A 19457-nucleotide genomic window follows, 5' to 3' on the forward strand; every position below is an offset into this window, starting at 1 on the left:
AATGAACGAAATTTTAGAGATCTGTAAGCGCGCAAAAGCCGCTTGCGGCGAGCTTTTGAGACTTGGTAGCAAGGCTAAATTTGAAATTTTAAACGCCGTGGCGGACGAGCTACTCGCGCAAAAGGATGCGATAAAAGCGGCAAACGCCAAAGATCTTGCAAACGGCGAGAGATCGGGGCTTAGTGCGGCATTGCTCGACCGTCTAAGACTAACCGACGCCCGTATCGAGGCTATGGCGCAGGGCGTGCGCGAGGTGGCGGGCTTCGCCGAGGTCGTGGGCGAAAATCTAGGCGGCTGGAGCCATCCAAACGGCATGCAAATCAGCCGCGTGCGCGTGCCGCTGGGGGTGCTGGGTATCATCTACGAGAGTCGCCCAAACGTCAGCATCGACGCGGCGGCTTTGGCGCTAAAAAGCGGTAACGCAGCGATCCTGCGAGGAAGCGCTAGCGCGCTAAATTCGAACATTTTTTTAGTAAATTTATTTAACAAAGCGGGAGCGAAATTTGGCTTACCAGCAGGCGCGGTGCAGCTCGTGGAGAGCGCCGAACGCGAAGTAGTGGCGCAAATGGCGAAAATGAGCGAGTATATCGACGTTTTGATACCACGCGGCGGCAAGAGCTTAAAAGATTTTATCGCGCAAAACGCGACCGTGCCGATCATCATGACCGGTGCTGGGGTGTGTCATATCTTCGTCGATGAGAGCGCAAATTTAAAGCAGGCCGCGAAGATAATCAAAAATGCCAAAACCCAGCGCCCAAGCGTCTGTAACGCCGTAGAGTGCGTGCTTTTACATGAGCGCGTGGCGGGCGAAATTTTGCCTGAGCTGCTGCGCGAGATGCCCGAAGTCGAGTTTCGCGTGAGCGAGCAGCTGATAGGCGAGTGCGAGGCGGAGCTGCGAGGCGCAAAAAACATCAAAACGGCTAGCGAAAGCGACTTTGGCGCCGAGTTTTTGGATCTCGTGCTAGCCGTGCGCGCGGTGCGAGATACGAACGAGGCGATCAGCTTTATAAACGCGCATTCTAGCGGGCATTCGGACGCGATTTTAAGCACTGATTACGCAAACATCGAGCGGTTTTTAAACGAAGTCGGCAGCGCGGTCGTCTACGCCAACGCCTCGACGCGTTTTAGCGACGGTAGCGAGTTTGGATTTGGCGGCGAGATCGGCATCAGCACGCAAAAGCTGCACGCCAGAGGGCCGATGGGGGTGAGGGAGCTTACGACCTATAAATATATCGTCCGCGGAGGCGGGCAAATTCGCTAGCGGCTCGTCTTTTTCAAAAGGCTTGCCTCGCGAGCGCTTTTGAGAGAAATTTTGCTTCTCTTGCGCTCGCAACTGCAAGCAGAAGAGAAATTTCGCCGAGGCTCGGTTGCGTATTATTTATACGCGCCGTCGCTCGGCTAATTTTCGCTTTGCCTAAATCTCACGATAATTTGCCTTAAATTTGCATTACGGCTTAAATTTAGACTTAATTTTAAAATTTTAATTCGCGATGTTTTGTTTTAAATTTCGCAGCCCGCTCATAAATACGCCGCCGTTTAAAGCTCGATTCCGCCACGTTTTCAATCAAAATTTAACTACGTTTTTATATAATTTCCCCAAAAAATAAAAACTTTTTTAAGGCTCAAAAATGCAAGAAAATATAACCGATCAGGGCAGAAAGCAGATCATCGAAAAGGCGAAAGCCGAAGGAATGAGTGCGGCGGCATTTATGCTCTTTACGATGCTACTACCTTATGCCTCGGACTTTTTTCCGCAGTTACAAAATAAAAGCAGCGGCCCGACGACGGCGCTAGTCGTAATTACGCTGATGTATTTTTACAGAGCGCTTAAAAAGCTTCAGCCCCTGTGCAGAGCACGTCTCATACTGTTTTTTACGCTCTATTGGACGAGCAGCATTGTGGTCGCGATATTTTTCGTGCTAGCTACAGTTTACGAAGCGGAACAATACATGTTTATTTTGTTTGTTATCGGCTTATTCGTTTCGTTGGTCTTTTGTATGGTCTGCTGGATGATTTTAAATTTTAAGCTTGCTAAAATCACGCAAAAACCGCTTTTTAAAATTTACGCTCTGTGTTTCGTCGCCTCTGTAATTTCTAGCATAGCAATAGTGGCATTGGGGGCTACAAAACACGACGCGATCTACTATGTCGATACCGCATTCAGCGTGATAACGGGAGCGCTTCTGATCGTCGCGTGGCATAGCATAGATAAAATAGAGGAGATGTAAATTTACATATCTTCTACAATTTTTAAAATTTAGCGCAAGGAGCGAAATTTGAAAAATTCTACTGCAAGCGCGCAAAAAATCCGCTGCGACTGGGCGGAGAAAAGCGAGCTAGAGCGCGTATATCACGACGAAGAGTGGGGCAAGCTCATAAAGGACGATGCGAAATTTTTCGAGCTCATCGTGCTGGAGGGCTTTCAGGCGGGCATCTCTTGGCATGCGGTGTTGCTTAAGCGCGAGGCGATGCGAGCGGCGTTTGACGGATTTGACGCGCACAAAATTTCGCTCTACGGCGAGGAGCAGACGGCGAAATTTATGCAAAACCCCGCGCTTATCAGAAACCGCCTAAAGCTAAACTCTCTCGCCGCAAACGCCCGCGCATTCCTCGCCGTCGTGGGCGAGTTTGGTAGCTTTTACGACTATCTTTGGGGTTATCTGCTACCTAAATTTGATCCCAAATTTGACGGCAAGCCCATCATAAATCACTACGAAAATCTAAAGCAGATCCCCGCTACCACGCCTCTTTCGGAGTTTATCTCAAAGGATATGAAAAAGCGCGGATTTAAATTTCTAGGACCCACGAGCGTATATGCGTTTTTGCAAAGCGCGGGCGTAGTGGACGATCATCTGGACGCCTGCTTTTGCAAAGGAGGCAGATGATGCTCGCACGGAAGCGGATTTTTAGCTACATTGAGGAGAAATTCGGCGCGCAGGGCGAGCGAGTATTTGACAAGCACCCCGAGTTTGCCGTGTTTCGCCACGCGAAAAACCGAAAATGGTTCGCCGTTTTTATGCGCGTGGACGGCGACAAACTGGGGCTTAAAAGCGTAGAGGAGCTAGAGATACTAAATCTAAAATGCAAGCCCGATCTGGCGGCGATTTTACGCGACGGAGATCAAATTTTGCCCGCCTATCATATGAATAAAAAACACTGGATCAGCGTAAATTTAAGCTCTAAAATCGCGCCCGAACAGGTGGAGGATCTGATCGATCTTAGCTTTGAGCTGACTTTATAGAAGCTGCGCAGCTTCGCTCACGTGATTACTCTTGAAAATAAAGCGCCGCTAAATGGCTAAATTTAAAGCTCTCGGCGCACAAGGCTAAATTTCACCGCATTGGGTTTTGCAAAACACAGCCTACGTAAATTTTAAAATCCGATAGACGCTCAAAAATAATAAAAGCCGCAAGGACGGATAGAATTTTTCGGCTCATGAGATCACTGCATCCGGCAAATTTTAACGAGCAAATCGACAATAAACAAATTGATAAACGTGATAAATTTTTAAAATTTTGGATATACTACCGATTTTTAAGGAGAAAAGATGAAAATAGATACCCTAATCGTAAAGGGCATAGAGGCCAAGTCCAACCCCCACAACGCAGTGATTCCGCCGATATATCTAGCCAGCACCTTCGTGCAAGAAAGCCTGGATGATTTCGGCAAATACGCCTATTCGCGCGGCGCAAATCCTACGCGCAACGCCTTTGAAGAGCTTTTTGCAAAATTTGAAGGTAGCAAATACGCCTTCGCGCTAGCCTCGGGTATGGCGGCTACGAGCGCAGCGTTTGCGCTGCTTAAAAGCGGCGATCGCGTGCTGCTAAATAACAACGTCTACGGCGGCACCTATCGATACGTAAGCGGGATTTTTAAAAATCAAGGGATCAATTACGACTTGGTGGATGATCTAAATTTGATCACCGAAATTCCAAGCGACGTCAAAATGGTCTTCATCGAGACGCCATCAAATCCGCTTTTGCGCGTAACAGACATTGAGCGCATCAGCGAGCTCGCGCACAAAAACGGCGCGCTTGTGGTTATGGATAATACCTTTTTGACCCCATATTATCAGCGCCCGCTAGAGCACGGCGCAGATGTCGTGGTTTATAGCGCGACCAAATACATAGGCGGGCATGCCGATCTGATCGCCGGCATCGTTACGACGAATGACGACGAGCTTGCCGCAAGAATTCAGTTTATGAAAAACACTCTGGGCGCGACGCTATCGCCTACCGACGCGTATTCGCTCATACGCGGGCTTAAAACGCTAAGCGTGCGCTTCGACCGTCAGAGCGAAAATACGCTAAAGATAATAGAATTTTTACGCGGCAATCCTGCGGTAGAGGCGGTCAATTTTGCAGGCTCGCATTCTGAGAGCGAGAAAAAGATACAAGATCGCCAAGCTAGTGGCATCGGAGCGGTTATCTCACTGGTGCTTAAGCCACAATACGACTATAAAACCTTTGCGCGCAGCCTTGAGCTATTTGATCTAGCCGTGAGCTTGGGCGGCGTAGAGAGCCTGATCTGCCATCCTGCATCGATGACGCACGAGAGCTATCCACGCGAGCTGCAAGAGCGCATCGGCATCAGTCAAAATTTGCTACGCCTAGCCATAGGCATCGAAAACGCGGACGATCTCATAGCAGACCTTGCCGCCGCGCTAGAAAAATCTAAAAAATAGGCGGCACGGAATTTGCGCAAGCTCGCGGAATTTCTATGTAGGCTTGTAAAATTTACGCGCGCAGAATTCATGCCAAAATTTAGTCCGAAATCCTTATAGCTTCGCTTGTGAGGCTATAAGGGCGCCGGTTTTTACGGACCGGCACGCAGGCGGGCTTAATAAAAAGACCTCCTACCGATCATTTCATCTTGCAAAAATCACTTTTCGCAAAATCTATGTCTATTTCCTCGCGAGCTAAATTTTGTATGAATTTTCACTCGTTAAATTTCACACGGCGCGCGTATAATTCGCTAGCCACTCAGTATAAATTTGACGCGATCAAATTTATCAAACGAGCAAATTTAAGCCCCGTCCTGCTCAAAATTTAAAATTCTGCACACCATTTAAATTCCACTTAAAATTTTAGCCGCGCTTTAAATTTAGCGGAGCTACTTCAGCTCGCCCCAGCGCTTGGCGATGTTTAGGCTCGTCTTTAAAGGCACGTTTAGGCTCGCCGCACTTTGCATTATCTCCTGCGCGCGCTCGCCGAAGCTCTGCGCTAAATCGTCCCGCACCTCAAAAATCAGCTCATCGTGGATCTGTAATATCAGCCGTGCCTCATCATTTAACAGCGGCGAAATCTCAACCATCGCCTTTTTGATAATGTCGGCGGCGGAGCCTTGAAATTTCGTATTCACCGCCTCGCGCTCGTAGCTCGCATAGACCATGTTGTTGCGCGCGTTTGCGAAGTCGAAGTAGCGCCTGCGCCCAAAAAGCGTGCTTACGTAGCCGTCCGCTTTCGCGTCCGATTTTATGCTCTGCAAAAACTCCTTGATCGTAGAAAATGCCGCGAAATAGCGCTCGATATAGCCCTTCGCCTCGGCGCGCGCGATGCCTAGGCTATCGCTTAGCTTGCCCGCGCCCATGCCGTAGATGAGGCCGAAGTTTATACTCTTTGCGATCGTGCGGTGCGCGGGCTGCGCGTCGCCGAAAATGCTAATCGCCGTGCGCGCGTGAATGTCCTCATCCGCTCTAAACGCCGCCAAAAGCGCAGGATCGCGCGAAAAGTGCGCGAGCAGGCGCAGCTCGATCTGCGAGTAATCAAGCGAGATCAGCGAGTAGCCCCCCTCTGCTAGGAAGCAGTCTCGCACGTCCTTCGCAAACGTGCCGCGTGCAGGGATATTTTGCAGGTTCGGATTTTTACTCGCTAGCCGCCCGGTAGCCGTGCCGGTCTGCAAGAAATTCGATCTGACGCGATTTTGCGGATCGGCCAGAGCAAGCTGCAGCAGCGGCTCGCAATAGGTGCTTTGCAGCTTAAACAGCTCGCGATAGTCTAAAATTTTACCCACCGCTGGATGCAGCGCGGTAAGATCCTTCAGCACGCTTTCATCGGTGCTATAGCCCGTCTTCGTGCGCTTTGCGGCAGGAAGCCCTAGCCGCTCGAAAAGCACGGCGCCGAGCTGAGCGGGAGAGTTTATATTAAACTGCTCGCCGCAAAGCTCGTAAATTTCATCCGTGAGCGCCCGCAGGAACTTTTCGTTGCGCCCGATTAGGCTCTTTATCATCTCTGCGTCGATCTTGATGCCGCATCTTTGCATCTGCCAAAGTACCCGCACGAATGGAAACTCAAGCTCCTGCGCGAGCTTAAAAAGCGCAGGCTCAAGTAGCTGCTTGAGCTTAAAATACAGCCTCAGCGTCACCCACGCATCCTCGCTCGCATAGATCGTAGCGGCGTCTAGCTCCACGGAGGCGAAGGTCTCGCCCTTTTTGACGACGTCGCCGAAATGCACAGTCTCATACCCTAGATACCGCGGCGAGATAGAGTCCATCCCCACGGCGTTTGCAGGATCAAGCAGCCACGCTAGCACCATCGTATCGGCAAAGCGCGCCGCAGGCTCGATATTAAAATTATTTTTTACGATCTCAAAATCGTATTTTAAATTTTGCCCCACGACATATCCGCGAAATAGCGAACCGATCGCAGCTTTTGCGGCGTCCGAAGAAACTTGAGCCGGAGCGCCCAAATAGCTATGCGCAAGCGGGACATAATAGGCGCGCTCCTCGTTAAACGCAAACGAAAAGCCCACTATTTTGGCGCTTTTGCTGTCGATGCTAGTGGTTTCCGTATCGAAGCTCACCAAGGTCTCTGCGTCGATACTTTCGCACAGCCTCGCAAGCTCCGCTGCATCGGTGATACAAACAGGCTCAAATAGCGTTTTAAAAGCGCTCTCGCAGCTTTGCCCACCGCAAGCGGAGCCGCCTGGGATAGAATTTTGCCCGTCTAGCCCCCCTACGGCAGCGCCCAAGATAGAGCCGCCGCAAGACGGCTCTGCGCCGGAGCCTTTGCCGCCCGCGCCCAAAACGGAGCTTTTTGCGCCCGCGCTTTTGCCCTCGCTCCAAAGATCAAGCCCGTTCTGCTCTTGCAGACTTAACGCCGAAAGAAGCCTATTTAGCGCGTAATCTTTTAAAATTTCGCGGATTTTAAAAAGCGGATTTTGCTGCGGAAATTTCGCGTCCTCCAAAGGTGGGATTTCCAGCTCGTCGTAAAGCGTAGCCAGGCGCTTGCTTATGTAGGCGCTCTGTCTCCCTTCTATCAGATACTCGCGCTGTTTGTTTTGCGGCAGGCGGTCTAAATTTAAATAGATCTCATCGAGCGAGCCCCACTCGTCTAAAAGCTTCTTCGCCCCCTTGTCGCCGATGCCTCGCACGCCCGGGATATTATCGGCACTGTCGCCGCAGATCGCCAAAAAATCCACGATCTGCTCGGGATAGACGCCGTAGCGCTGCAAGCACTCCTCTCTTCCGTAAAGCATCTTTTTGCCGTGGCTGTAAATTTTAACGTTTTCGCCGATGAGCTGATAGAGGTCCTTGTCGGAGGTAACGATGTTGATTTTATGCGTGGCACCGTACTTTTTAACGACGCTTGCGATGAGATCGTCCGCCTCGTAGCCCTCGCGTCCGAGCGAGTAAAGTCCCATCTTTTCGATCATCTCGATGCAGACCGGCAGCTGTTGCAAAAGCGCGGGCGGCGGGGCTTGGCGGTTGGTTTTGTAGTTGGGATCGATATCTGAGCGGAAGGTCTTGCCCTTGCTATCCAGAGCGAAAATTATATAATCGCTCTTAAATTCCTTCGAAAGATTTGCGATGAAGCTCGCAAATCCGCTCACCATGCCGCTGGGTTTGCCGTCTTTGGTCTTAAGCCCGCTCATAGCGTAGTAGAGCCTGAAAAAAAAGCCGAACGTATCGATGATCGTGATGGTCTGCATAATGGTCCTCGGATTTAAAATTTTAACGCGTAGTGTATTAAAATTCGGCTAAATTTACAAATTCCGAATAGGACTTGACCTGCCTCATTTCAAAATTTTAAAATTTGCTATATAATCGCGCGAAATTTTAAAAAAGGATCAAGTATGGATTTTTTCACAGACTGGCAGGAGTTCGACGCGGCGGGCGCTACGTTGAAATTTTATAAAAAATCGCAGGGCGGCGTAGAGTACATCGGCTTTGATTCGCGCAAATGCATCCCGCCCGAGCCGATGGTAAATGCGCTAGTGGCGCTAAATTTCGTAAAAGACGAAACCAAAAAGGTCGTCATGGTAAATCATAAATTTCCGATGGGGCTGATCCCAAAAATCGAGTCTAAATTTGACATTGCCCGCGAGGATCTGGACGGCGACGCGGTCAAGCTCACCATCAGCCTAAAGCCCGGTGCGGTCAATGAGGGCTTCGATACCGACGCGAAGTGCCACGGCTAAAGGGCTTTAAAATTTAGATGAATATCACGACCTTTTCGCCGCCGTTTCGCATCGTAGGCGGCTATTTCATCTGCGGCTTTATCTTTTTGCTTCTAAGCGCGGCGAGCTTTTTAAAGGCCGATTTCGGCGCGATCCAGGCGCCGCAGACGGCGAGCTTTTTTCACGTATTTTTGCTGGGCTTCGTAATCAGCATAATCATTGGAGCGCTCTATCAGCTTACTTCGGTCATTATCCAAAAGGAATTTTTCACCGTCAAATTTGCGTTTTTAAATCTCCTCGCCTACGGCGCGGGCGTGGCTCTGCTAAGCGCGGGATTGCTGCTTTCAAGCATCCCTTTGATGCACGCAGGCGGCGCTGTTTTACTGCTTAGTCTATTTTATTTTACAATCTGCTACGCGCTAAGCTTCATCGGCACGCCCAAATGGAGCTTCCCCGCCGTTGCGCTTGCGATTTCGGCTGTGTTTTTAGCGGTAGGGATCAGCCTTGGCTTCGCGCTCGTGCTAGCGCTTAGCGGCGTGGAGATTTTCGGAGTATATTTTTCAGAAATTTTATCCTATCACATATACTTCGTGCTGGGCTTCGTGTTTTTCGTCATCGTAGGCGCTGCATGCGTGCTGCTGCCGATGTTTAGCCTGGCGCACGATCTAAGCTTCGCACTGGCAAAAGCTTCGCTGGCGTTGTATCTGCTCGCGGGGCCGTTTTTACTAAAAGATTTTGGAATTTTCATCGCCTTTGCCGCGCTTGCGAGCTTTGCGGCTCAGGCGATCTATATCCTAGCCAGGCGCGTGCGAAAAGCGATAGATTATTGGAATTTAAACGTCTATATCTCGCTGGCGGCCTTGGGATTTAGCGGCGCATTTTGGATTGCAGATCGCGCGGATTTGGCGGTGTTTTGGCTGCTATACGGCTTTTTGTTCGCCTTCATCGTCGCGCACCTTTATAAAATCGCGCCCTTTCTCATCTGGTACCACTACGTCTCGCCCTTCGTCGGCAAGCGCAAAATCCCTATGCTAGATGATATGATAATCAAAAAGATCGCCTACGCAGCCTGCGTGCCGAACGTCTTAGCGCTTGTATGCGCGAGCTTCGGAGCGCTAACGCCCGCGGTTATCTTGCAAGCGGCAAGCATAATTTTGGTGCTAATCAACACCGTAAATATCTTTAACTACATAAAATTCGGAGAGGAAAAATGAAAGTAACGAAAGAGCAAGTTTACGACGCGCTTCGCGCCGTGGTGGACCCTGAGGTGGGTTTTGACGTCGTGTCGCTGGGGCTCATCTACGATGTCGCCGTGGACGACGAAAACAACGCCAAAGTCACTATGACGCTATCGACTCAGTCGTGCCCGCTGCATGAGATGATGGTGGAATGGGTGCGCGCGGGTGCCGAGAGCGTGGAAGGTATCGGCGAGGTGGAGATTGATCTCGTATTTGAGCCGATGTGGAATATCGATATGGCGGAGGATCACGTCAAAGAGGCTCTGGGGCGATTTTAGGGCTCGCGCGAAGGATATTTGCGGATTGCTCAGGACGCCGCACTCGTCGTCGGGCACTTCTACATATCGCCTCGGTCGTTGCGCGGATTGTCGGGGTGCTTTTCTGCGAATCGCCCGAAGCGCTGCGCAAAAAGCCAAAGTGCTGTGTGGATCGCCCAGTGCTACACTAAATTCTGAAGCGATGCGTGATCACTGGGATATTGCACGAAATTCCGGAGCGCTGCGCAGATAGCTGGACATTCTTGCTCTGGCGCGATTCTCGCAGCCGTTTTAAATTTGAGCGATCTAAAATTTAACTCAATTAAATTTTGCACCCGTTTGATTATCGCTTAGTTACAAATTTGCACAATCTAAAATTTGACCGCATAACCGCGATTTGGCGAGCGTCATCAGACGATTTGTGTTTGCAAAATACCGCGCGGCGCAATATTTTAAATTTAATCGCGCCGCCTGTGCCTCTGCCTGCATCTAGTTAGCTCGCCTGCTCTTCCGTCTGTGCGTCTGCGCACTAGCCCGCTCACCCATCTGCTCTCCTTTTTTCCAAACCGCAAAACACCGCCGCGTAAGGCGCGAATTGCAGTTTAAATTTAGCCGCAAGAGTCGCGGATAGCGCCGCAAAATCTTACAAACCGCACAACTAAATTTTAAAAAACCATGGAATTTAAATCACTTTGTATATAAGCCCATAGCCAGAAAATCTCGCGGCAAGCGGTTAAATTTAAAGCTAAATTTAGACGAAATTTACGGCGAAAATCGCGGGTTTTGCGAGCTTTTTGAGGCTTCCTTTAAGCATTATCAAATTATCCGCGCCGGAGATTTTAAGAGTGGAATTTTCAAAGCTAAATTCTAAATTTTTCAGCGCGTTTTCGCTTAGAAGGCGCGCAAGCTCCAGAATGTAGCTGAGCCACGCGAGCTTGGCGGCATCGGGCAAAATCGCGCTCAAAGGCGCGAACGTAGCGCCCAGCTCGCGCTTGCCGTGCATCGAGATGATCGCGGCTATGAGCGCCTTTTCTTTGTGCGTCGTGCGGTAGTTCAGCCCGCCGAGCACCATATCCGCGCTGGTTTCATGCTTGGCGTAAAAGCCGATCGCCCGCCCGATCTCGCAAAGCGATGCCGCGGTCTGAAGAATTTTAATATATTTTTCATTCAAGCCGTGCAGCGCCGATAGTGCGCAAAACAGCGCCTTTGCAAACTTCGGAGCCTCGCTAGGCTCGGAAGCGAAGCGATCTTTGAGGCTTCTTAGGCTCGGATTAAAGCTTCTAGGTAGGTTTGCGCCGCGCAGAATTGAGCTTAAAAACGCCCCCTCTCGCACCCCTACGCCGCTGGTGATGATCTTTTTCGCCCCCAGGCGCCTTACGATCTTATCAAAGATGATGGCGCCCTCTCTGATCGTATCGTAGCGGTCCTTTTTGATCGGGAATTTCGCCAAATCAAGCGTCTTTGCGCTCATCAATTTGGCAAAAAACGGCGCGTATTTTTCATAATCGTAGCTGAAATTATGCACGATTTTTAGCGGGTGGTTTTGCAGGCTCATCACGGCGCCGGAAAGCGCTCGCGCGGAGCCGCCCATTACGATTAAATTTTGCGTGCGAAACTCGGCGCCGAGCTGCGAGATCGCGCTGTTTATGTATTTCTCCAGCCCCTTCGCGTCGCCGCGGTCGAAAAACAGCTCCTTTAGCCGCACCGTGCCTAAATTTAGAGAAATTTTATTTTCTATCCTGCCGTTTTTGATGTAAGCAAGCTCAGTCGAACCGCCGCCGATGTCCAGCGTAACGCCCTCGGAAAAGTCGCTAAGCAAATTCTGCGCCGCATAAGCGCCCAGATACGCCTCCATCTGCCCGTCTATCTTACGGATCGTGATGCCCGTTTGCTTGCGGACGAGATTTATAAACTCGGCACCGTTTGGCGCATCGCGAAGAGCGGAGGTGCCGATGCAAAGCACGCGCTTGGCCTTGTAATTGCATACGAGGGTTTTAAATTTTTTAAACGCCAGCAGGCATTTTTGCATCGCTTCGGGAGTTAAAATTCCGCCGTTTTCGTAGGCGCCCTCGCCTAGGCGGATCTTGATCTTGTACTCGGCCAAAATGAAAAACCCGAGCCTGCTCGTGCGCTCGAAAATCACGACTCTGGCGGAATTTGAGCCCAGATCTATGACGGCGACGCGCTTGGGCATTTAAATTTCCATATGGACGTGTTTGTATTTCAATTCGTCCGCCGTCTCGATATTATCGGGGTCGGTGATGATACACTCGACGGGACAAACCACGATGCAAGCGGGCTCAGAGTAATCCTCGACGCATTCGCAGCATCGATCGGCATCTATAATGTAAACCGGCTCATCCTCAAAAATAGCTTCATTAGGGCACTCCTCGCGACACGCGTCGCAGCAGATGCATTCTTTTGTAATCAATAATGACATATAACCATAACCTTTGAAAAAAATTATGGCGTTTTTATACCATAAAAAGCTTCATTTTGTTTTAAAATAGCGAAATTTCGGATTGTTTTTTAAATTTTTCAGCGGAAGTTTGAAGCTCGCGACAATTAGATGGCGGGATCGGTCGTTTTTAAGATCCACCTGCGCGCCCATCGCTTGTGCTGCGTTTTTGGCTAAAAATAGCCCAAGCCCCGCCCCCGGCTTACCGCCGTAGCGCTTAAAAGGGGCGAAATAATCGATCTCTTCGTTAAGCGGCTCGCCTTTGTTTGCGACCCGCACGATGAAATTTCCGTCCGAAATTTCGCTCTCGATTAGTACCTTTTCGCCGTCGGGTGAAAATTTTATGGCGTTTTGGACGAAATTTTGAATCACGTGCATAAAAAGGCTCTTCTGTACCGAAATATCGAGCTTTTCTGGGCTTAAGCTTAGCTCGACATCCTTTGAAACGGTGCGCGCCAAGATCGTGAAATTTACGCAGAGCTCCTTAAGATAAGCGATCATATCGGTCTGCTCGGGCGCCTCAAACTGCGCCCCCTCCTGCCGCCCGATCTCCAGGATCGAGCTGATCATCTTATTCATATTATCGATCGAGTCGTTATTATTTTTAAGCGCCTCGATATATTTCTCACTCTCGCGCGGCTTAATTAGCGTAACTTCGTTTTTGGTTTTCATCACCGCCAGCGGAGTCTTAAGCTCGTGCGCGATGCCGATGAAAAGCTCTTTTTGATATAAAATGAAGGTTTCAATGCGCTCAAGTAGGCGGTTTATGCTGTTTGAAAGCGGGCTAAATTCGCTTGGAATTTCGGCTCCGTCGATAGGTTTTAAAAATTTTTCATCCACCGAAGCGAGCCTCTGGCTAATCGTTTTAATCGGCATCAGCAGCGTGCGAGAAAGAAGCATCGCGTAAAACACCACCAAAAATATCATCACTAAATTTACCAAAATAATATCTGCGAGTATCTGATTTACGATATCAGTGTATAGGCTTACATCGGTTTTAATGCTTAAAATTTTATCCTTGCCGTAGGGGTAGTGCAGCTGCAAATAGCTCCTGCCGCCCTCGGAGCTTTCGATAAATTTAGGCTTATTCAGCCCGCCGTTTTCGATGATTTTACTCTCATATTCGCCCGCGGTATCTTGCAGAAAAGACGAAATTTTATCTATCGGCACGGAGGCTTCCGAAATTTTTTGCGCTCTTACGAGAAGGTTTTGTACGGGGGTTTCGAAGATGGTAATTCTCATATAATTATAGAGCATTACCGAAAAAACGACAATTAGCATCAATGAAGCGGATGCTAATTGTATTACAAAGCGGACTCTTAGGCTTTTTGTGGAAAGCAAAATCTATATCCGCGTCTGCGAACGGTCTCGATCGTAGAGATATTTAGAGGCTTATCCATTTTCTGGCGAATTTGATTGATCGCGACTTCGATCACGTTTGGCGTAACGAGCTCAGGCTCCTCCCAGATAGCGTCTAATAGCTGCTCTTTGCTTACGATCTGATCGCTGTGGCGTGCCAGGTGAGTTAGCACCTCAAACGGCTTGCCCTTCAGCTCGATCTCTTGACCTAGATAGGTGATCTTCTCTTCGTCCGGATCGATGATGAGATCGTCGATTTTGATGATATTTGAGCCGCCGAAGCGAAGTCTAGCCTCAAGGCGCGCTACCAAAACGTCAAAATCGAAAGGCTTTTTGATAAAATCATCCGCACCCGCGCGAAGTGCTTTGATCTCGCTTTCTTTATCGTCTTTTGCAGATAGCACGACGACCGAGGTTCGCGCAGATTTTTGCTTAACAAGAGCGATGAGATCGATACCGTTGCCGTCAGGAAGCATCCAATCGGTCAGCACTAAATCGTAATTTCGAATACCCACGTAATACTCGGCGTCTTTGAAACTTTCCGAGCTGTCTGTCTGATACCCAAACTCCGCTAGCCCCTCCGCTATCGTCTTGTTTAAAGTTACCTCATCCTCGACTATTAAAATTCTCATTTAATTTCCTTACCTTAAAATTTTGCGGCGATTCTAACATATTTTAAGCAAAATTTCAAGTTTTTTTAAAGAAATTTTAAAATTTTATCTCGATTTCTGCGCCGACGTTTGCGTCTTGTAAAATTTCGGGTTTTAAAATTTTCATATAAAAATAATTCATAGAGCGAAATTTTGAGTGAAACTCCTGCGCGAAGTATCTTAGCGCGTCCTCTACGAGGCGAAATTTTTTCTCGCGAAGCTCCGCTTTGATATATTCGCAAACCCGCGCGTAGTCGATAAATTCCTTCGCTCCGAACTTCGCCCATACCCACACGCGCTGTTCGCGCTTGCGCTCAAAATCTAACGTCCCAATTATCGCGCCGAATTCCAGCTTTTCGATTAAAATTTTAATCATACTACGCGCTTTTCCTCGCCCTTAAGCAATCTTGCGATATTCGGCGCGTGTTTGTAAAATACGATGAAAACTATCAGAAAGATCGGCGCGTGGGTATTGATGCCCGGCATCTGTGGATGGATCACGTAACTTGCGATAACTAGAGCGAGCGCTGCTGCAAGCGATGCTACGGATGAAATTTTAACCGTCTTGCCGACTATAAACCAAACTGCAAGCGCGATAATGAGCTCGATAGGGATAAAGCAGGCAAGCACGCCGGCTCCCGTCGCAATGCCCTTGCCGCCGTTAAATTTCAGATACGGGCTGAAGCAATGCCCTACCACCGCAAAGACCGCCATACCCCACAGCACGTTTTGATCAAAGCCCAAGGCTCGCGCGATCAGTATCGGCAGGACGCCCTTTAGCGCGTCGCAAGCGACGGTGAGGATCGCGAGCTTTTTTGCTTTTTGCGGATCGCGAGTTTTTAAGACGCGAAGGACGTTGGTAGCGCCTATGGAGCCGCTGCCCTCGCTTTTGATATCCACGCCGCCGAGGTATTTGCCGATCAGCAGCCCAAAGGGGATCGCAGCGATCAGATACGCCGCGACGTAGCACCAAAAATTTGGCGCTGTAACGATGCTAAGTAAAAATTCTAAAATTCCCGATTTTTTCATAAAATCCCTTTAACTCTTCCAAAGCAGTGAAATTTTCTCGTCGTAAATGTCCGTTTTCTTAGGCGCGATTTCCTTCGTTTCAAGCTTGATATTTTTTAGATCCAGGCTCTGTTTTAGCGCGTCCACTTCGCCCTCAAATTTTTGCGTAAGCACTTCCAGCTCCTCTTGCAGCGCGCTTAGGCTGTTTTGTGCATTTTTGGCTTCACTTCGTTCATTTAAAATTTTATGCGCGCTCTTTGCGCCGCTGATCGCTTTGGAGATGTTGCCGGCGCTGCGCGAGCGGCCTAAAAACGCTCCCAATATCGCTCCGCCTATGCTTAGCGCGGTATCTACGCCGCGGCTTAGCACGTCGCTTTTTTCCTTCTCATATTTTTCGCTAGCGCGCGAAATTTTATCCTCAAGGCGCGCCTTTTCCTTTTCAAATTTAGCCGCGATCTCGTCGGTTTTTGCCTCTAAAATTTCATTCGCCTTATCGCTTAGGCGCACAAAAAACTCCTCCCTACTCTCGCCCGGTTTTGAGAGCAGATCAAGCGCGCTAAAAAGTTCTAACTTTTCGTTGCGGTAGATCCACTCCTTAAAGCCTTTAAGCTGAGCGTTTAAATTTTTCGCTCCCGCGATAAAGCTAGGAAGCGCGCCGTAGCTGGAGCCCGTCTGCTCCTGTGCGCTTAAATTTGCGACCTCTCGCGTGCTCACCTCGCTCCAATCTATTTCGCCCCCGTCTGAAAGCGAAAGCAAAAAGGAGCGCTGCTGCGTAAAATCAACCCCCTTGTCGCAAAATCGCATCTTCGCGCTTGCATATAGATACGGGCTTAGCTCAAGGCTCGCGCCGTAGCTATAAAGCTGCGAAATTTCAGCAGAAACTACGGGTTTGGCGGAGCCGGCGGATTTGACGCCTTGCGCGGCGCCCGGCACGGATGAAATTTCAGCCTTTTTGTCTTTCATTAAATTTGAAATTTGCTCGTTGCTTAAAGGGCCCTTTAAATAGCTTAGCGCAAAGCGCGTCTCGATCACTCGCAGCACGTCCTCATTGATGTTTTTTACCAAAAAATTTCGCTTTTTGAGATTTGAAATTTTCTCCATCAGCACGCTTTTGTCGATCGGATTTGAGCCGATGCCGCTTAGACCGCTGATGACGCGCTCCTTATCCTGCGCGGTCTGCAAGCGCCCGATAAACCACGTACCGATATTACTAAGTCCCTTATAATCGAGATCGACCGGGTTTTGCGTTGATAATACGCAGCCAAGTCCGAATGCGCGAGCCTGCTTTAGCAGCGTAAGCATCGGAGTTTTGCTCGGCGGATTGCCGTTTGGCGGGAAGAAGCCGTAAATTTCATCCATATAAAGCACGGCGCGCAAGGAACTCGTACCGCTGGTGGTGCGCATCCATTTGATCATCTCGCCCAAAAGCAGCGTGACGAAAAACATCCTCTCATCGTCGTTTAGATGCGCGATGGAAAATATATTCGCCCTCGCCCTGCCGTTTTCATCAAAGAGCATCTTGGCGATATTTAGCCGCTCACCCTCGCACCAAAGCTTAAAGCTCGGACTTGCGATGAGCGCGTTAATCTTCATCGCAAGCGCCATTCGCTTATCGCTCGGAAAAAAAGTATTAACGTCGAAAACGCCGATTTTATCGAATGGCGGGTTGCCGATCTGCGCGATGAGATCCACCACGCTCACCCCCTCGCCTTTGTTAAAATGGTAGGACAGAATTTGGCTGATCAGTAAAAATTCCGGCGAGCTGAGATTATCACTGCTAATCCCTGCGAGGCTTAGCACGCTAGTGGCGATACCGCCGATGTAATTATTCAGATCCTCTTCGTTTAAGCCTTTCGGCGCTTCAAAGTCGCTTAGTAGGCTGATGCCAAGCCCTGCGCTTGATTTGGGCGTATAAATTCTAAAATCGGCGCTGTTTTTCAAAAGCTCCACCCGCGCCAGATCTTGATACGAGCCCTCGATCCCCTCGCGCCAGGTATTTGCGGTCTGCTCGGCGAACTCGCGCACGCTAAGGCCTTTGTTTTGCGCCTCGGCCTCGTCGATATAGGGCTCAAAATCCTCGGCCCTCATCTGCGGGAAAGTAAGAGCTAAATTCGTTAAATCGCCCTTTGGATCGATGATGATGGATGGGATATTATCGATCGCGGCTTCCTCTAATAGCGTGATGCCAAGTCCCGTCTTGCCGCTACCGGTCATTCCTATGATAAGCGCATGAGTCGTCAGATCCTTGTTTTTATACAAAAACGGCTCGCTGTTTTCGAGCCCCAGATAAAAAAGCTTTAAATTTTCTTGTAAGCTCTTCACGTAAATTCCTTAAATTTTAGATCGGGCGCCATTATATCATTTAAATTTTTAAATTTAAATTTGCTACAATGCGTGCCAAATCAGGAGAAATACAGGTGTTAAAAGAAAAAATCAAAAACAAAAAGAGCGGAATTTTGCTCTACGGCATAGTTCCGCCCAAAATCAGCTCCACCCCGGAGGATCTCGCGCGTCTTAGCGAGCTACGCTCGCAGCGCATCAACGGCTGCGAATGCGACGGCATCATCATCTACGATCTACAAGACGAAAGCGCCCGCACACAGCAAAAGCGCACGTTTGAATTCTCCCACACGATCGATCCGGCACTTTATTACGAGCAGTATCTGCGCACCGATAAAGAGGCGATCATCTACCGCGCCGTAGGAAAATACGACGAGGAGGAATTTCGCAAAATTTTAAAACACAAGGCGAGCGAGCTCGGCGTTTTCGTGGGAGCAAGCTCAAAAGACGAAGAGTGCAAGCTACACTTAAGCCGTGCCTATGAGATAAAAAACGAAGCGGCGCCGCATCTTTGCGTAGGCGGTATCTGCATACCCGAGCGCCACGAAAAAAACCGCGACGAACACCTCAAAGTCGCGGAGAAAACGGCGAGCGGTTGCGAGTTTTTTATCACTCAGGCGGTTTACAACGTGCAAAACGCTAAAAATTTCATCGACGATTACGCTGCTTTGGAGTGTGAGAAAGTGCCTATAATCTTTACTTTCACGCCGTGCGGCAGCCTCAAGACGCTTGAGTTTATGAAGTGGCTAGGCATCTCGATACCGGAGTTTTTGCAGCAGCGGCTGATAAACAGCGTCGATATCTTGCAAAGCTCGGTGGCGCTGTGCGTGGAGATGTTTGAGTTCATCTACCGATACGCCCTGGAAAAAGGGGTGAGCGTGGGCGCGAACGTGGAGAGCGTAAGCACCCGCCGCGTCGAGATAGAGGCGGCGCTCGCCATGCTAAAAGAGATCAAAGGCATCATCGAAAAGTACGAAATTTAAAATTTTGTCTCTTTGAAATTTTAAAATTTCATCGCCGGGCGGCAAATTTTAAATGATTTTAGATCAAATTTTAAAAACTAAATCAAAATTTGATCCATATAAAATTTGGATTTAAAATTTATACAAAATCGCCGCGAAACACACTCTCGCGTTCGCCGTCCGCGATCTGCGAGTACGATAAATTCGTGCAAAAATCTTCGAGTACTAGCAGCGGCGATGAGCTTCTCCGCGCCGTTAAATCCAAAAATATCCGCAGCTCGCACAAAGTGCGCCGACTTTTGTTAGGGCTTGTAGCTTGACGCAATTGCGCCGCTCCGCTCACCGCCATCCATGCCAAAATAGCAATCGCTTTTATTTTTAAAAACATATCGTAGCTAGGGGCGAGGATAAGCAAAAGTTGTAACTAAATCGGCATAAATAGGACACCCCCCTTACTTCTATAGCCATTACCTCTTTTATCGCCACGCGCGCAGATATTCGCCCAAATCCGCCGTAGTTAAATTTATAGGGCATGGGTAGCACCTGGATGCTGCTTTTGGGTTTATAAAACCTACCTCTAAAAGCAGCTCCAGCGCCCAGGCTAACGCCGTTTTATTATCTTGCGCAGAAACTAACGCACAAAGCGGCAATATGATTTTTCATCTTAATACGTATTTTAAAATTTTGAAATTTATGTGGGAACGGATATAAATTTGAAGTTAGTTTTGTAAGTCGGTTTAGAATTTTAACTCTTAAGTCTCGCGAAATTTAATAGCGAGTAAATTTAG

The 19457-nt window shown here is 49.0% G+C and carries 17 protein-coding genes; 9 read left to right on the forward strand and 8 right to left on the reverse strand.

The window, feature by feature from the left end; translation table 11 throughout:
- Position 1 precedes the first annotated feature (1 nt).
- The 5 genes from Q0438_RS01550 to Q0438_RS01570 all read left to right on the forward strand — a co-directional run bounded on the left by Q0438_RS01550 (position 2) and on the right by Q0438_RS01570 (position 4684).
- Entirely contained in the window at positions 2-1261 is a 1260-nt protein-coding gene (locus Q0438_RS01550; protein WP_299186546.1) for a glutamate-5-semialdehyde dehydrogenase, read from the forward strand.
- A gap of 367 nt (positions 1262-1628) precedes the next feature.
- Positions 1629-2228 (forward strand): hypothetical protein, encoded by a 600-nt coding sequence (locus Q0438_RS01555; RefSeq protein ID WP_299186547.1) that lies wholly within the window; start codon positions 1629-1631, stop codon positions 2226-2228.
- A gap of 48 nt (positions 2229-2276) precedes the next feature.
- The gene (locus Q0438_RS01560) at positions 2277-2885 is read left to right on the forward strand and encodes a DNA-3-methyladenine glycosylase I (protein ID WP_299186550.1); all 609 of its coding nucleotides are present in this window, start codon (positions 2277-2279) and stop codon (positions 2883-2885) included.
- On the forward strand, positions 2882-3241 hold the full coding sequence (locus tag Q0438_RS01565) for an MmcQ/YjbR family DNA-binding protein (RefSeq protein WP_299186553.1): 360 nt from the start codon (positions 2882-2884) through the stop codon (positions 3239-3241). Before Q0438_RS01560 ends, Q0438_RS01565 begins: the two co-directional genes overlap by 4 nt.
- A gap of 306 nt (positions 3242-3547) precedes the next feature.
- Positions 3548-4684: a PLP-dependent aspartate aminotransferase family protein gene (locus Q0438_RS01570; RefSeq protein WP_298783251.1), complete on the forward strand. Its 1137-nt coding sequence runs from the start codon at positions 3548-3550 to the stop codon at positions 4682-4684.
- Between the two features lie 428 nt (positions 4685-5112).
- On the opposite strand, the gene polA is transcribed toward Q0438_RS01570, so the two are convergent.
- Complete coding sequence (polA, locus tag Q0438_RS01575; RefSeq protein ID WP_299186556.1) at positions 5113-7929, reverse strand: DNA polymerase I; 2817 nt, start codon at positions 7927-7929, stop codon at positions 5113-5115.
- Positions 7930-8073: 144 nt separating this feature from the next.
- On the opposite strand from polA, the gene Q0438_RS01580 reads away from it, so the two are divergent.
- The 3 genes from Q0438_RS01580 to Q0438_RS01590 are packed head-to-tail and all read left to right on the forward strand — an operon-like array spanning position 8074 to position 9913.
- On the forward strand, positions 8074-8418 hold the full coding sequence (locus Q0438_RS01580; protein WP_297904777.1) for a hypothetical protein: 345 nt from the start codon (positions 8074-8076) through the stop codon (positions 8416-8418).
- Positions 8419-8435: 17 nt separating this feature from the next.
- On the forward strand, positions 8436-9611 hold the full coding sequence (locus Q0438_RS01585; protein ID WP_299186562.1) for a peptidase M50: 1176 nt from the start codon (positions 8436-8438) through the stop codon (positions 9609-9611).
- Positions 9608-9913, forward strand: coding sequence for a metal-sulfur cluster assembly factor (locus Q0438_RS01590; protein ID WP_299186565.1), 306 nt, complete (start codon positions 9608-9610; stop codon positions 9911-9913). The genes Q0438_RS01585 and Q0438_RS01590 overlap by 4 nt, the downstream gene beginning before the upstream one ends.
- Positions 9914-10643: 730 nt before the next feature.
- On the opposite strand, the gene Q0438_RS01595 is transcribed toward Q0438_RS01590, so the two are convergent.
- The 7 genes from Q0438_RS01595 to Q0438_RS01625 all read right to left on the reverse strand — a co-directional run bounded on the left by Q0438_RS01595 (position 10644) and on the right by Q0438_RS01625 (position 17689).
- The gene (locus Q0438_RS01595; protein WP_299186567.1) at positions 10644-12086 is read right to left on the reverse strand and encodes a Ppx/GppA phosphatase family protein; all 1443 of its coding nucleotides are present in this window, start codon (positions 12084-12086) and stop codon (positions 10644-10646) included.
- Positions 12087-12332, reverse strand: coding sequence for a YfhL family 4Fe-4S dicluster ferredoxin (locus Q0438_RS01600; RefSeq protein WP_299186569.1), 246 nt, complete (start codon positions 12330-12332; stop codon positions 12087-12089). It abuts the gene before it with no gap.
- Positions 12333-12383: 51 nt separating this feature from the next.
- Positions 12384-13631 carry a HAMP domain-containing sensor histidine kinase gene (locus Q0438_RS01605; RefSeq protein ID WP_299186609.1) on the reverse strand — a complete coding sequence of 416 codons (1248 nt, stop codon included), beginning with the start codon at positions 13629-13631 and terminating at the stop codon, positions 12384-12386.
- A 38-nt stretch (positions 13632-13669) separates the two neighbouring features.
- Positions 13670-14341 carry a homeostatic response regulator transcription factor HsrA gene (gene hsrA / locus Q0438_RS01610; RefSeq protein WP_299186572.1) on the reverse strand — a complete coding sequence of 224 codons (672 nt, stop codon included), beginning with the start codon at positions 14339-14341 and terminating at the stop codon, positions 13670-13672.
- A gap of 76 nt (positions 14342-14417) precedes the next feature.
- Entirely contained in the window at positions 14418-14735 is a 318-nt protein-coding gene (locus tag Q0438_RS01615) for a dihydroneopterin aldolase (protein WP_299186574.1), read from the reverse strand.
- Complete coding sequence (gene plsY / locus Q0438_RS01620) at positions 14732-15388, reverse strand: glycerol-3-phosphate 1-O-acyltransferase PlsY (RefSeq protein WP_299186576.1); 657 nt, start codon at positions 15386-15388, stop codon at positions 14732-14734. Before plsY ends, Q0438_RS01615 begins: the two co-directional genes overlap by 4 nt.
- Before the next feature lie 9 nt (positions 15389-15397).
- The gene (locus Q0438_RS01625; RefSeq protein WP_299186578.1) at positions 15398-17689 is read right to left on the reverse strand and encodes a DUF87 domain-containing protein; all 2292 of its coding nucleotides are present in this window, start codon (positions 17687-17689) and stop codon (positions 15398-15400) included.
- Between the two features lie 95 nt (positions 17690-17784).
- On the opposite strand from Q0438_RS01625, the gene Q0438_RS01630 reads away from it, so the two are divergent.
- Positions 17785-18690 (forward strand): methylenetetrahydrofolate reductase, encoded by a 906-nt coding sequence (locus Q0438_RS01630; protein WP_299186580.1) that lies wholly within the window; start codon positions 17785-17787, stop codon positions 18688-18690.
- Positions 18691-19457: the final 767 nt, after the last annotated feature.

Source organism: uncultured Campylobacter sp., assembly GCF_938030785.1.
Classification (GTDB): domain Bacteria; phylum Campylobacterota; class Campylobacteria; order Campylobacterales; family Campylobacteraceae; genus Campylobacter_B.

Excerpts from the sequence above, each read along its gene's own strand:
- Q0438_RS01570 (WP_298783251.1), top strand. The coding sequence starts at position 3,548 with ATGAAAATAGATACCCTAATCGTAAAGGGCATAGAGGCCAAGTCCAAC.
- Q0438_RS01550 (WP_299186546.1), top strand. The coding sequence starts at position 2 with ATGAACGAAATTTTAGAGATCTGTAAGCGCGCAAAAGCCGCTTGCGGC.
- Q0438_RS01595 (WP_299186567.1), bottom strand. The coding sequence starts at position 12,086 with ATGCCCAAGCGCGTCGCCGTCATAGATCTGGGCTCAAATTCCGCCAGA.
- hsrA (WP_299186572.1), bottom strand. The coding sequence starts at position 14,341 with ATGAGAATTTTAATAGTCGAGGATGAGGTAACTTTAAACAAGACGATA.
- Q0438_RS01615 (WP_299186574.1), bottom strand. The coding sequence starts at position 14,735 with ATGATTAAAATTTTAATCGAAAAGCTGGAATTCGGCGCGATAATTGGG.
- Q0438_RS01600 (WP_299186569.1), bottom strand. The coding sequence starts at position 12,332 with ATGTCATTATTGATTACAAAAGAATGCATCTGCTGCGACGCGTGTCGC.
- Q0438_RS01580 (WP_297904777.1), top strand. The coding sequence starts at position 8,074 with ATGGATTTTTTCACAGACTGGCAGGAGTTCGACGCGGCGGGCGCTACG.
- Q0438_RS01590 (WP_299186565.1), top strand. The coding sequence starts at position 9,608 with ATGAAAGTAACGAAAGAGCAAGTTTACGACGCGCTTCGCGCCGTGGTG.
- Q0438_RS01565 (WP_299186553.1), top strand. The coding sequence starts at position 2,882 with ATGATGCTCGCACGGAAGCGGATTTTTAGCTACATTGAGGAGAAATTC.
- Q0438_RS01605 (WP_299186609.1), bottom strand. The coding sequence starts at position 13,631 with ATGCTAATTGTCGTTTTTTCGGTAATGCTCTATAATTATATGAGAATT.
- plsY (WP_299186576.1), bottom strand. The coding sequence starts at position 15,388 with ATGAAAAAATCGGGAATTTTAGAATTTTTACTTAGCATCGTTACAGCG.
- polA (WP_299186556.1), bottom strand. The coding sequence starts at position 7,929 with ATGCAGACCATCACGATCATCGATACGTTCGGCTTTTTTTTCAGGCTC.
- Q0438_RS01585 (WP_299186562.1), top strand. The coding sequence starts at position 8,436 with ATGAATATCACGACCTTTTCGCCGCCGTTTCGCATCGTAGGCGGCTAT.
- Q0438_RS01555 (WP_299186547.1), top strand. The coding sequence starts at position 1,629 with ATGCAAGAAAATATAACCGATCAGGGCAGAAAGCAGATCATCGAAAAG.